This is a genomic window from Flavonifractor sp. An92 (assembly GCF_002159175.1).
In the GTDB taxonomy this organism is placed as follows: domain Bacteria; phylum Bacillota; class Clostridia; order Oscillospirales; family Oscillospiraceae; genus Pseudoflavonifractor_A.
This window is the reverse complement of record NZ_NFGZ01000004.1, coordinates 50248-63054: the sequence shown is the minus strand read 5'-3', so window position 1 is coordinate 63054 and position 12807 is coordinate 50248. Positions and strand designations below refer to the sequence as shown.

Genomic DNA, 12807 nt, shown 5'->3' with positions numbered 1-12807 from the left:
GGACCTCCGATCAGCGCCGACCGCCGCCGAAGCCGCCGCCCCGGGAACCGCCGCCTCCGCGGGAGCCACCGAAGCCACCGCCACGGGAGCCGCCAAAACCGCCCCCGCGGCTGCCGCCGAAGCTGCCGCCGCCGCGGGAACCACCGAAGCCGCTGCCGCCCCGGGAGCCGCCGAACCCGCCCCGGCTGCCGCCGGAGGGACGGCCGCCAAAGGTGCCGCCGCCACGGGGACCGCGGTTGCCCACGCCGCCGAAGCCGCCGGGGTCACCGCCAAAGCCGCCCGGGCCAGGCCCGCCATGGGGCGGACGGGGCGGGGGCGGGGCCCAGCGCCGCCGGTACCAGCCGTACCGGGGGCCGTGCCAGAAGAAGATGGGCCGGAACACCACCGGCGGGTTGGGCACGCCGTAATAGCGCCGGCGGTAGTCGTTGAAGCGGTACTGGTCGGCCACCGAGCACACCACCAGCACCAGCACCACCGCCACCACCAGCATGCTCACCAGACTGCTGCCCATCCGGACGGGATAGCCGCCGCCGGAGGTCAGCATGTCGTTGCCAGTGCTGAAGGCGTTCAGGTAGACCTGATTCATGCCCTCATAGAAGCTGAGGACGCCGTCCTCCCAGCTGTTCCCCGAGAGGACCCGGTCGTCCAGGTCCCGCTGGACGCTGCTGGTGAGGATGGTGGAAAACTCGTTGCCCGGATAGAGGTAATAGCTGTTGCTCTCTCCGTCGATGAGGAGGATGGCGTCCCCCTCGCCCAGGCCCATGTCGAGCGCCGCGTTGAGGGCGGCCGTCTCCAGGTCGCCGGAGGCGCTCTCCACCGTCACCAGGGCCACCACGCTGTTATAGCGGTGGTCCCAGTTGGCGTTATAGAGCAGCACGCTCTTCTCCGCAGTGTCGGAAAGCATCCCCGCCTGGTCGTCCAGGAATTTCGCCATCGAGGATGTGCTCAGGGAGGTATCCAGGGCCTGGGAACTGCTCAGCCCCTGGTTCACCTCATAGGACGGCCGGCGCAGCTGTCCGATGCCTACGGCGGCGGCGATGCACAGCGCCGCGATCAGCACTGCCACCCACGTTTTCTTCATGGCATTCATAGGGGTCTCCTTCCCGTGTGTTTAGCCCCGCAGCTCCAGCAGCTTCTGCTTCAGCTCGCCCTCGATGCGGCCCAGCTCGGCCTCGGCCTCCCGGCGCTTCTGGGCGCCGTCCTGCTGGATCTTCATCACCTCATCCAGGGTGGAGATGAGCTGCTGGTTGGTGTGCTGGAGGGTCTGGATGTCCACCACGCTGCGCTCGGCCTCCCGGGCGGTCTCCAGGGTGCCCATCTTCAGCATGTCGGCGTTCTTCTTCAGAAGCTCGTTGGTCATGTTGGTCACGGCGCTCTGGGCCGCGGTGGCCTGGCGGGAGTGCTCCAGCCCCAGGGACAGCACCAGCTGGCTCTTCCACAGGGGGATGGTGTTCACCAGGGAGGACTGGATCTTCTCCAGCATGAGGGCATCGTTATTCTGGATGAGCCGGGTCTGGGGGCCCATCTGGACGGAGATCATGCGGGTCAGCTCCAGGTCGTGGAGCTTCTTCTCAAAGCGGTTGCACATGTTCACCAGGTCGTTGTAGGCCTGGGCGTCCTCCTGGGCTCCGGTCTGGGTGGCCTTCTGCTTGAGCTGCTCCACGTCGGTTGCGCGCACCTGGGCCAGGCGCTTCTTGCCGGCCAGGATATACATGGTCAGCTCCTTGTAATACTTCATGTTCAGATCGTACATCTGGTCCAGCATGGCCACGTCCTTCATCAGGGTGACCTGGTGCTTCTCCAGGATGGAGACGATCTTGTCCACGTTGGTCTCGGCCTTGGAGTAGGCGATCTTCATCTCCTCCAGCTCGTCCTTCTTCTTCTGGAAGAAGCCGAGGATGCCGCCCTTCTTCTCCTCGGGGGTGCCCACATGCTTGAGCTCCACCACCAGGGAGGACAGGGCCTCGCCCACCTCGCCCAGGTCCTTGGTGCGCACGCTGTTGAGGGCGTTCTCCGAGAAGGAGGCGATGTTCTTCTGGGCGGCCGCGCCGTACTGGAGGACCATGTTGGCGTCGGTGATGTCGATCTTCTGGGAGAAGTCGTCCACCATCTTCCGCTCGGCCTCGGTGAGGCGGCTCTCGTCCAGCTTCACGGCATTGGCCTCCCGCTGGGCCTGGAGGGCGGCCTCATCGGCCTGGGCGTCGGCGTCCAGGGTCAGGGTGGGGGCCTCCGGCGCGGCAGGGGCCGCGGCGGTGTCGGCGTTGGGGGTCAGGGTGAGCTCCGGCATCAGATCCAGGTTTTCAGACATAGTGATCGTCCTTTCTGTTCAAGATTCGTCAGGCGTCGCCGTGGAGCTGGGTGCCGCCCAGGCCTTCCCGGGCCAGCATCTGCTCCAGGACCGTGATATCCGTGGAGATGTCCAGCGCCTCTTCTCCAAAGAGCGCGTCCAGCTGTTTGTCGAAGGCGGCCACCAGGGTGGTCATCATGGTCTCGATCTTCCCCTTGGTGCCGTCGATGTTGGTCCCCGAGACCCCGGCGCTGTCCATGCGGTCGTAGGCGTTGAGGATCTTCAGGGTGGTGGGCAGATAGTAATCCAGGAAGCGCCGGATCTGGGGCCGCTTCTGGGGATTATGGGCCACGTGGTCGATGATCTTGCCGGTGACCTCCTCCAGATGGTCGATCTGGGCCGAGATGACCGGGTCCTCAATGCTGTCGTTGAGGCGGCGCATCTCGCTCACCGCCTTGTCCCGCTCGGCCAGCAGAGCGGCCACCTCCGGGTCCTTGGGCGGCTCAGGCTGCTTGGGCTGGGCCTTGGGCGCCTCCTCCTTGGGCGGCTCCTGGGGCTCCGGGTCCGCGGTGACGATCACCCGGTCCCGCCAGAGGACCTTCCGTCCCAGCGCGTACACCAGCAGCGACACCACCGCCGCGGCCACATAATGCAAAGGCCGGTACAGCGGCAGCAGCAGCGCCCACGCCAGCCAGACCACGCCCACCGTGTAGATGGGGGCTACCGAACGTTTCCTGATTTTTGCCATATACGTCTCCTCCCAATCGTACCGGGACATACCTGAGCTTATTGTAGCTGGCCCGGTCTGTGGTGTCAAGAACACGTTGACTTTACCGAAAAAACTCATTATTATATAAGAATACCATCGTATCAGAGAGAGGAAGTCTGCCATGCTCACGCTCAATGAATTCAAGGCCGCCCGTTCGGTGCTCTCCGGCGTCATCCTGAACACCAATCTCATCTACAGCCCCGCCCTGTCCAAGGCCACGGGGAACCATATTTATATCAAGCCGGAAAACATGCAGGTCACCGGCGCGTACAAGATCCGGGGCGCCTACTACAAGATCAGCACCCTCACCGAGGAGGAGAAGGCCCGGGGCCTCATCACCGCCTCCGCGGGCAACCACGCCCAGGGCGTGGCCTATGCCGCCCAGGCCGCCGGCGTGAGCGCCACCATCGTCATGCCCACCACCACCCCGCTGGTGAAGGTGAACAACACCAAGGACTACGGCGCCGAGGTCATCCTCCAGGGCGAGACCTTCGACGACGCCGCCGCGCTGGCCGCCCAGCTCTCCGAGGAGCGGGGCCTGACCTATGTACACCCCTTCAACGACCCCGCCGTGGCCACCGGCCAGGGCACCATCTCCTATGAGATCTTCCAGGACCTGCCCGACGTGGACGTCATCCTGGTGCCCATCGGCGGCGGCGGACTGGCCACCGGCGTGGCCACCCTGGCCAAGCTCCTCAACCCCAACGTCACCGTCATCGGCGTGGAGCCCACCGGCGCGGCCAGCATGAAGGCCAGCCTGGAGGCCGGACATGTGGTGACCCTGCCCACCGTCAACACCATCGCCGACGGCGTGGCCGTGAAAACCCCCGGCGATCAGATCTTCCCCTATATCCAGAAGAACATCGACGACATCATCACCATCGACGACGACGAGCTGGTGGACGCCTTCCTGGACATGATGGAGCGGCACAAGATGATCGTGGAGAACGCGGGTCTTCTGCCCATCGCCGCTCTGAACCACCTGGACTGCAAGGACAAGAACGTGGTGGCCGTCCTCTCCGGCGGCAACATGGACGTCATCACCATCTCCTCCCTGGTGCAGCACGGCCTCATCAACCGGGGCCGGGTGTTCACCTTCTCGGTGCAGCTGCCCGACCGCCCCGGCGAGCTGGTGCGGGTGGCCCAGATCGTGGCCCGGGAGAACGGCAACATCATCAAGCTGGAGCACAACCAGTTCGTCAACATCAACCGCCAGGCCGGCGTGGAGCTGCGGGTCACCACCGAGGCCTTCGGCCACGCCCACAAGCGCGCCATCCTCAACGCCTTCCAGGCCGCCGGCTACGACGCCAAGGTGGTCAACACCGTCCTCTAAGACCCAATGCCGGCCGCCGGAGCACAATACCCCGGCGGCCGGCTATGATAAGCGGCGCGCGCCGGGGCGGGCCGGAGCCGGGCCCGGGTGGGCCGGGGAGAGCCTCCAGCCCCTCCGCCGCGCACAGCCGCCCCATGGGGCGGCCCTGCCGCGTGCCCTATCCTATGCCCGCCGGCGCCGGGCGGTGCTCCCCGCCTCCGGCGCCCCGGGTGCTGGGGACCAGTGTACGCCCCGCCTCTTACTCTGACATGAACAGAGGATGAAAAATCCATTAAATTTTTTCCCCGTCGGCCCATTCTAGTCTGGAGGTCCTACCCATGGAGTATTTTCCCCCCGCCCTGGAGCGGCTCACCGAGCAGTTTGCCCGTCTCCCCGGCATCGGCCACAAGAGCGCCCAGCGCCTGGCCTTCTTCATCCTCTCCCAGAGCGCCGAGGAGGTCCAGGCCTTCTCCGAGGCGCTGCTGGACGCCAAGCGCCTCATCGCCCTGTGCCCCGTGTGCCAGAACCTGACCGAGGGCGAGGGCCCCTGCGCCATCTGCTCCAGCACCAAGCGGGACCGCTCGGTGATCTGCGTGGTGGCCAGCCCCAAAGATGTGGTGGCTATCGAGCGGGCCCGGGAGTACGAGGGGCTCTACCACGTGCTCCACGGGGTCATCTCCCCCATGAACCACGTGGGCCCCGACGACCTGCACATCAAGGAGCTCCTCGAGCGGGTGGCCACCGGCGAGGTCAAGGAGGTCATCATGGCCACCAATCCCGACACCGAGGGGGAGGCCACCGCCATGTACCTCTCGCGGCTCTTGAAACCCTTCCAGGTGAAGGTCACCCGCCTGGCCTACGGCATCCCCGTGGGCAGCAATCTGGAGTACACCGACGACGCCACCCTCATGCGGGCTCTGGAGGGCCGGCAGGAGATCTGAAACAGCGCCAAAAGGCCGGGGCAAATGCCCCGGCCTTTTCGTTTGCATCAAAGCTGGCTGATGATAAGGATGTCGCCCTCCCGGATGACGGTGCTGCCGTTGGGGATCAGGAAGCTCCCCTCCCGCTGGATGGCGGCCACCAGCTTGTGCTGCCCCAGGCGGACCTGGGACAGGGGCTGGTCCCGCCATTCGCTGTCCCCGTCCACCGGCACCTCGGTGAGCTTCCCGGCGCTCTGGTCCTCGACGGAGAGGGCGCTGAGGACGACGCAGTCTCCCTCCTCCAGCACCGTGTCCCCGTTGGGGATGATGCGCTCCTCCCCTCGCCGGATGACCACCAGCAGCAGCCCCGGCAGCAGCTGGATCTCCCGCACCGCCCGGCCGGTCCAGGGGTGGCCCGGCTGCATGGTCAGCTTGACGAACTGCACCGGCATCTCCTCGGAGTAGTCGCTGAAGGTCTTCATGACATCGGCGTGGGCGTCGATCATGTCCAGCCGCCGTGCCATTACCGGCAGCAGGGTCCCCTGCACCGCGATGGAGAAGAGGACGATGAAGAACACGATGTGAAAGATGTCCTGATTGGTGTAGGCGGGGCTCACCACGGCGGTGATGGCAAAGACGATGGACGCCGCCCCCCGCAGCCCCGACCAGGCGATGAGGGCCTGCTGCCGCAGCGGGCAGCGGAAGGGGGTCAGCAGCGCGAACACCGTCACCGGCCGGGCCACAAAGGTGAGGAAGAGCACGATGGCCAGGGCGGGCAGCACCACCGCCGGCATCCGGGACGGGGTGGACAGCAGCCCCAGCAGGAAAAAGAGGAGCATCTGCATCAGGCCGGTCACCCCGTCGAAGAAGTTGACCAGGGCCTTTTTGTTGTTCACCGGCCCGTTCCCCAGGGCGATGCCGGCGATGTAAGTACTCAGGTAGCCGTTGCCCCCCAGCAGCGAGGCCCCGGCGTAGGAAATGAGGGCGATGCTGAACACGAAGATGGTATCCAGGCCCCCGGCGGGGAAGTTCGCCCGGGACAGCACCAGCGTGGCCGCCCAGGCGCAGAGCGCGCCGAAGAGCACGCCAAAGACGATCTGTGCGAACACCATCCAGGCCAGGGAGCCCCCGCTGGCCTCGCCGCTCAGGATGGCCAGGACCAGCATGGTGAGCATGTAGGCGCAGGGGTCGTTGCTGCCGCTCTCCAGCTCCAGCACCGACGCGGAGCCGCCCTTCAGGTTCAGCCGCCGGGAGCGCAGGATGGAGAACACCGACGCGGCGTCGGTGGAGCTGATGACCGAGCCCACCAGCATCCCCTCCCAGAAGGAGAAGTGCAGCACCTTCCAGCAGAACAGTCCCGTCAGCGCCGCCGTGAGCACGATGCCCACCGTGGACAGAAGCAGCGAGCGCTTCAGCACCGGCCGGGCCGTTTTCCAGTTGGTGCCGAAGCCGCCGTAAAACATGATGAAGATCAGCGCCGTGGAGCAGACCTGCTCGGCCAGGCGGTAGTCCTCAAAGTGGATCTTGAACAGCCCGTCGCTGCCAAAGACCATCCCCAGCACCAGGAAGGCCAGCAGGACCGGAATCCCCAGGCGGCTGGTGAGCTTGTTGAGCAGGAGACACAGCAGAATGACCGCTGCGGCCAGGAGAAGAAATGGGCTCATGGTACCTCCTTTTCGTGCCCGAATCCGGGCGGGATCTGATTCTCTACCACGTTAGCATACCATATCGCCGGAGATCCCACAATGTCGAAGGGACAAAAATTCTCTCCGGCCTGGGGATTGACAGCAGGTGGATGGTGTGCTATATTATATCAGTCATGTTTGGGTTTTTCCCAGAGCATGTTTGCTGGAATAGCTCAGTTGGTAGAGCAGCTGATTCGTAATCAGCAGGTCGCGTGTTCAAGTCACGTTTCCAGCCCCAAAATTCCCGTAAACTGCGGTTTACGGGAATTTTTTGTATCGTATGAAAAAGCGTTCCCTCCCGCGGGAGGGAACGCTTTTTTCATACGGTCACGGTGAGGAAGGTCTCCGGATGGAGGTTTTTCAGCATCTCGCAGGCGGTGCGGGCCGGTTCCAGCTCCGCAAAGAGGCCGAACACCGTCGGTCCGGTGCCGCTCATGCAGGCTCCCAGCGCGCCCGCCTGGATCAGCGCGGCCTTGATCTCGGCCACCGCCACGCCCACCGGGCGGGAGAGCACGTCCTCAAACACGTTGTACATCCGCCGGGCCGCGCCGGCCAGGTCGCCGGCCCGGAGGGCCTCCTCCATACCGGCCGTGTCGGGCCGGCAGGTCAGCTTCACGCCGTCGATGCGCCGGAAGAGGTCCGGCGTGGACACCGAAAAATTGGGCTTGCACAGCACCACATAGCACCAGGGCAGCGGAGGCAGCGGCGTCAGCACTTCGCCCCGGCCCTCGGCCCGCATGGTGGTCCCGTACACGCAGTAGGGCACATCGGAGCCCACCTGCTCGCCGATCTTGGCCAGCTCCTCCACGGAGTAGCCCAGCTCCAGCCCCCGGTTCAGCCCCCGCAGCACGGCGGCAGCGTCCGAGCTGCCCCCGGCCAGTCCGGCGCACACCGGGATGGTCTTGTCCAGGCGGATCTCCAGGCCGTTCCAGTCCCGCCCGGCCGCCTCACACAGGCGGATGGCGGCGGCGGCGGCCAGATTGGTGGGGCCGGTGGGGAGGAAATCCAGGTTGGAGCGCACACGGATGCCCTCCTCCTCCCCCCGGCGGATGGTCACGGCGTCGCAGAGAGCCACCGACTGCATGACCATACACAGGTCATGATAGCCGTCCTCCCGCTTGCCCAGCACGTCCAGGGTCAAATTCAGCTTGGCCCGGGCAGCTTCCCGAATCGGTTCCATCAGCCCACCTCCTCAGCGGATGCGCCGCGCCTCCAGATAGAAGCGCTTGTCGTTGGCCTCCCCCATGGAGAAGGTCTTGCGGGGCAGGGCCCCATCCTGTACCACCGTGGGGAAGAGCTCTTCCTTCCGCAGCACCGGCAGCAGGAAGGCCAGATTCCCCTTCTGACGGCCCAGCCCGGCGGCCACGTCGTCCCCGTGGATATAGTCGATGCGTCCCCCCCGGCGCTGGAGATACTGGTCCAGGAAGGCCTGGAGGGTCCCCACCTCCAGATGGGCGGTGGGATTGGGAATGGTGACGCTCCCCGCGCCGCCGGCGTGGACGTAGCGCAGGCAGTGGCCCTCCCCCTCGCCGTAGTAGGCGCCGGGGTAGGCGGCCACCAGCTCACCCAGCAGCGCCGCCGGGTCCACGTCAAAGACCACCCGGTGGACCGGCTCGAAGATGAGGCTCTGGTCGTGGAGGTTGGTCAGCTCCACCAGGGCGTACCGGGCGGGCAGAGAGGCCCACTGGCCCGGCGGGGTGTGGCGCTTCTGCCGCTCGTAGCACTCCTTGGCGGTGGCCAGGGAGTGGTTTCCGTCGCCCACCGCCAGACTCATGGCTCCGCCGCAGCTGCCGTAGCGCTGGCGGAACACCTCGGGGCTCATAATGCGGCGCAGAAGGCCCGCCACTGTGGCCAGCTCGTCGGCGCCCAGCTGCCAGCCGGTGATGTGGCCGCCCTGCTCCATGAGCTCGAAGTCGTAGACCTGCTCCATCTCGCCCCGGCAGCCCGCCAGGTACTCCATCAGAGCGTCCTCCGGGTCGTCCATCAGGAGCATGGCGTGGGGCAGCTCCAGCGGGGCGTTCTTCCGCACCGCCACCCGGGGCGGGATGCGGGAGAGCACGGTGCCCTCGGTGGCCCGCACCTGGGCCTGGCTGTCCGCCTCGTAGTCGTAGAGCTCCAGGTCCACCTTGCCGATGAGGCCCCGGCGCACCCGGCCGCTGCTCAGGCGGCGCTCCACATAGATCATGGTGTCGTGGAGGGTGCGGAAGCGATCCTCCAGGAGGTAGCGGGCCATGGTGTTGTTCACGTCCATGATGTCCGTGTCCACATTGGGCCCGTCCAGGCAGCTCTCCGGCAGGATGAGCCGCAGCGTGGAGGGCGCACTGCCCACCGTCTCCTCCACCCGCTGCCAGTACTCCGGCTGTGAGGTGTACTGGTCACAGGCCACCACCGACCACTTGGTCAGGTCGCAGTCCCTGGGCAGCAGGATGTCGGCGGGCGAAAAAGCCAGGCCGCTGAAATCAGCATACATCGGGTCACACCTCCTAAGATTGACTGGGCGCGCGCGGCGGGGCTCAGCCCTGGGTCCGGGCCTGCCGCTTACGCAGGTTGGTGAGGAAATTGTCCATCCGGGTCAGCGCCTCGGCGATGTCCTTCATGCCGGTGGCGTAGCAGCAGCGCACGAAGCCCTCGCCGCCGGGGCCGAAGGCCGAGCCGGAGATGACGGCCACCTTCTCCTCCAGCAGGAACTGCTCGCAGAAGTCGTCGGAGCTCAGGCCGCTGGAGCGGATGTCCGGGAATACGTAAAAAGCGCCCTTGGGCTCAAAGCAGGGCAGGCCGATGCGGCGCAGCCCCTCCACCAGGTAGCGGCGGCGGCCGTCGTACTCGTCGCGCATCTTCTCGATGTCGTGGTCGCCGTTGCGCATGGCCTCCACCGCGGCGTACTGGCTGACGGTGGGGGCGGACATGATGCCGAACTGGTGGAGCTTGAGCATCTGCTGAATGATCTCCTTGGGGCCGCAGACGTAGCCCATGCGCCAGCCGGTCATGGCGTGGCTCTTGGAGAAGCCGTTGACCACGATGGTGCGGTCCTTCAGCTCGGGCAGGTTGGCCGGGGAGACATGGTGCTGGCCATAGGTGAGCTCCGCGTAGATCTCGTCGGAGAGGACCATGATGTTGGTGTCCTTGAGCACCTCGGCAATGGCCTCCAGGTCGGCGCGCTCCATGATGCCGCCGGTGGGGTTGTTGGGGAAGGGCAGCACCAGCACCTTGGTGCGGGGGGTGATGGCGGCGCGCAGCTCGTCGGCGGTGAGGCGGAACTCGTTCTCCGCCTTGGTCTCCACCAGCACGGGCTTGGCCCCGGCCATAGAGGCCAGCGGGCCGTAGCACACGAAGGAAGGCACCGGCACGATGACCTCGTCCCCCGGATTCACCAGACAGCGCAGGGACAGGTCGATGGCCTCGCTGCCGCCCACGGTGACGATGATCTGGCTGGCAAAGTCGTACTGCAGATGGAAGCGCCGGTTCAGGTACGCGGCGATCTCCCGGCGCAGCTCAGCCATGCCGGCGTTGGAGGTGTACTTGGTGAATCCCTTCTCCAGGGAGTAGATGCCCGCATCGCGGATGTGCCAGGGGGTGACGAAATCGGGCTCGCCGATGCCCAGGGAGATGGCGTCCTTCATCTCCTCCAGGATGTCAAAAAAGCGGCGGATGCCCGAAGGCTGCACCTCCTTGATGCGGTCGGACAAAACGCTATCGTAATTCATGAGAAAATCAGCTCCCTCTCCTGCTCCTCGGCCTTTTCGAAGATCAGGTGCTTCTCCTTGTATTTTTTGAGGATGAAATGGGTGGCGGTGCCCGTCACATCCTCCAGCGTGGCCAGACGCTGGCCCACGAACTGGGCCACTTCCTTCAGGGTCCGGCCGGAGATGATCACGGTCAGATCATAAGAGCCCGACATGAGGTAGACGCTCTCCACCTCGTCGTACTGATAGATCCGCTCGGCCACCCTGTCAAAGCCCTCGCCCCGCTGGGGGGTGACGTTGACCTCGATGAGGGCGGTGACCGCCTCGCGGTCGGTGCGGTCCCAGTCCACCACGGCCTGATAGCCCAGGATGATCTTCTCCTGTTCCTTCTTGCGGATCTCCTCATTGACCTGCTCTACCGTCATGCCGGTCATGGAGGCCAGCTGTTCCCGGGTAAGGGTCGAGTCGGCTTCCAGAAGCTCCAGCAGCTTTTTCATGTTGGTTCCCCCTTTGTGCTTGATGGATACACAGCGTAAAATCACCAGTTTATTATATTTTGGTTATTATACTCCAATTCCCCGGGGGTTTACAATAGTTTCGCCGGAATCTCTGCCAGGATGCACAACTTTGTCGAAATCCAAGCCCCTTTGTTTGTTGATTTTCGTGCAATTTTCTGTGGAATTTTTTTGGCGCCGGTGATATGATTTCTAGTATCAAGCCTCTTGGAAAAGCGCCGGCAGGGCCTCTGACGCCGGGTTTTTCCACGGATACGATATCTTTTTTCCACGGAGGATACCCTATGGAATTTGTGGAGCTGATCAACCAGATCGTGGCGGCCGAGCAGAACGCCAGCCAGCTGGTCCAGGAGGCCCAGAGCCGGGAGGCCGGGCTGGACGAGGACCTGGCCCAGGAGACGGCGGATCTGCGGGAGCGCTACATGGAGCGGGCCAGACGCCGGGTGGGCATCGTGGAGGAGACCGAGACCGCCCACGCCCAGGAGGAGATCGCCGAGCTGGACCGGCGCCTTCAGGACAGCCTGGCCGCCCTCAACCGGGCCTATGAGAGCCACCGGGACCAGTGGGTGGACACCCTTCTGGCCCGGATTGTGGGAACCACCCCATGATCGGCGCGCTGATGGACTACGGTGCCCTGTGCACCAAGGCCAAGGCCCTGTACGGCAAGCGCCTGCGCCTGTCCGACTTTGAACGCATCGCCGCCTGTCACGACGTGGCCGAGGTGGCGGAATATCTCCGGGGGCACCCCGCCTGGTCCGCCTCGTCCCAGCGCCTCTCCGGCGGCGTGTATATCGGGCGGGTGGAGCTGGAGCTGGCCCTGTGGCAGCAGTTCCGGGAGGACTACGCCAGCCTCCTCCACTTCGTGCCCCGGCAGGACCGCGCCCTCATGGCCTTCCCCCTCCTCCTCCAGGAGCAGCGGGCCATCCTGGCCGCCCTGCGCCGCCTCCAGGCCGGTCACCCGGTCTTTACGCCCCAGGCCGTGGTGCACAGCGCCCTGGACTGGAAAGGGGTGCTCAACTGCACCGACTTTGACGGGCTCATCGCCGCGGCCGAGCGGACCATCTACGGCCCCGCTCTCCGGCGCCTGCGCCCCTCGGGGAGCGGCCTGCCCGACTACGCCACCGCCGAGATCCTGCTGCGCTCGGTCTATTTCTCCCATATGTACCGGGTCATCCAGCACAATTACGCCGGTGAGGTGCGGAAGATCCTGCTGCGCTCCTACGGCGAGCAGATCGACCTTCTGAACCTCATCCACATCCTGCGCCTGAAAACCTACTTCCCCGATCAGCGGGACTATCTCCCCCTCCTCTTCCCCTTCAACTACCGCCTGCGGCCCGAGCTCATCCGGCAGCTCTGCGCCGCCCCCGACGTGGACGGCGTGTTCGCCCTGCTGAAGGACACCCCCTACGCCAAGGCCTTCGAGCGTGTGGAGGTGGGCGAGGTGGAGGACTACTACCGCCGGGCTTTCTACCAGTTCAACCGCCGGCAGCTCACCTCCGGTCCGCCGTCGGTGTGCGCGGCGGTGTCCTACCTCAATCTGAAGGAGCTGGAGCTGCGCGCCCTGGTGGAGGTGGTGGAGGCCGTCAAGTACGGCGTGCCCTGCGACCTGTCCTTCGCCCGGCTCATCGGGGAATGA

The 12807-nt window shown here is 65.4% G+C and carries 12 protein-coding genes and 1 tRNA gene; 5 read left to right on the top strand and 8 right to left on the bottom strand.

Annotated elements, in window-relative coordinates; translation table 11 throughout:
- Positions 1-10 precede the first annotated feature (10 nt).
- The 3 genes from B5G43_RS04495 to B5G43_RS04485 are packed head-to-tail and all read right to left on the bottom strand — an operon-like array spanning position 11 to position 3035.
- Complete coding sequence (locus B5G43_RS04495; RefSeq protein ID WP_087259280.1) at positions 11-1090, bottom strand: TPM domain-containing protein; 1080 nt, start codon at positions 1088-1090, stop codon at positions 11-13.
- A gap of 21 nt (positions 1091-1111) precedes the next feature.
- The gene (locus B5G43_RS04490; RefSeq protein ID WP_087259279.1) at positions 1112-2308 is read right to left on the bottom strand and encodes a toxic anion resistance protein; all 1197 of its coding nucleotides are present in this window, start codon (positions 2306-2308) and stop codon (positions 1112-1114) included.
- A 28-nt stretch (positions 2309-2336) separates the two neighbouring features.
- Positions 2337-3035 (bottom strand): 5-bromo-4-chloroindolyl phosphate hydrolysis family protein, encoded by a 699-nt coding sequence (locus B5G43_RS04485; protein ID WP_087259278.1) that lies wholly within the window; start codon positions 3033-3035, stop codon positions 2337-2339.
- Between the two features lie 142 nt (positions 3036-3177).
- On the opposite strand from B5G43_RS04485, the gene ilvA reads away from it, so the two are divergent.
- Both ilvA and recR read left to right on the top strand, forming a co-directional pair.
- Positions 3178-4389: a threonine ammonia-lyase gene (ilvA, locus tag B5G43_RS04480; RefSeq protein WP_087259277.1), complete on the top strand. Its 1212-nt coding sequence runs from the start codon at positions 3178-3180 to the stop codon at positions 4387-4389.
- Positions 4390-4706: 317 nt separating this feature from the next.
- Positions 4707-5309, top strand: a complete 603-nt coding sequence (gene recR / locus B5G43_RS04475) for a recombination mediator RecR (protein ID WP_087259276.1) — start codon at positions 4707-4709, stop codon at positions 5307-5309.
- 47 nt (positions 5310-5356) lie between these two features.
- Here recR and B5G43_RS04470 read toward each other — a convergent pair whose 3' ends face one another.
- Entirely contained in the window at positions 5357-6952 is a 1596-nt protein-coding gene (locus B5G43_RS04470) for a potassium/proton antiporter (RefSeq protein WP_087259275.1), read from the bottom strand.
- 183 nt (positions 6953-7135) lie between these two features.
- On the opposite strand from B5G43_RS04470, the gene B5G43_RS04465 reads away from it, so the two are divergent.
- Positions 7136-7211 (top strand) — tRNA-Thr (locus B5G43_RS04465).
- An 81-nt stretch (positions 7212-7292) separates the two neighbouring features.
- Here the strand turns inward: B5G43_RS04465 and ispE are convergent.
- The 4 genes from ispE to B5G43_RS04445 are packed head-to-tail and all read right to left on the bottom strand — an operon-like array spanning position 7293 to position 11153.
- Positions 7293-8153 carry a 4-(cytidine 5'-diphospho)-2-C-methyl-D-erythritol kinase gene (gene ispE, locus B5G43_RS04460; protein ID WP_087259274.1) on the bottom strand — a complete coding sequence of 287 codons (861 nt, stop codon included), beginning with the start codon at positions 8151-8153 and terminating at the stop codon, positions 7293-7295.
- Between the two features lie 12 nt (positions 8154-8165).
- Positions 8166-9443, bottom strand: coding sequence for a DUF1015 domain-containing protein (locus B5G43_RS04455; protein WP_087259273.1), 1278 nt, complete (start codon positions 9441-9443; stop codon positions 8166-8168).
- A gap of 43 nt (positions 9444-9486) precedes the next feature.
- A complete protein-coding gene (locus B5G43_RS04450) occupies positions 9487-10677 on the bottom strand; it encodes an aminotransferase class I/II-fold pyridoxal phosphate-dependent enzyme (protein ID WP_087259272.1) in 1191 nt (396 codons plus the stop codon).
- Positions 10674-11153, bottom strand: coding sequence for an Lrp/AsnC family transcriptional regulator (locus B5G43_RS04445; protein ID WP_087259271.1), 480 nt, complete (start codon positions 11151-11153; stop codon positions 10674-10676). Before B5G43_RS04445 ends, B5G43_RS04450 begins: the two co-directional genes overlap by 4 nt.
- A gap of 302 nt (positions 11154-11455) precedes the next feature.
- Between B5G43_RS04445 and B5G43_RS04440 the strand changes: the two genes are divergently transcribed.
- Positions 11456-11779: a hypothetical protein gene (locus B5G43_RS04440; protein ID WP_087259270.1), complete on the top strand. Its 324-nt coding sequence runs from the start codon at positions 11456-11458 to the stop codon at positions 11777-11779.
- On the top strand, positions 11776-12807 hold the full coding sequence (locus B5G43_RS04435) for a V-type ATPase subunit (protein WP_087259269.1): 1032 nt from the start codon (positions 11776-11778) through the stop codon (positions 12805-12807). The genes B5G43_RS04440 and B5G43_RS04435 overlap by 4 nt, the downstream gene beginning before the upstream one ends.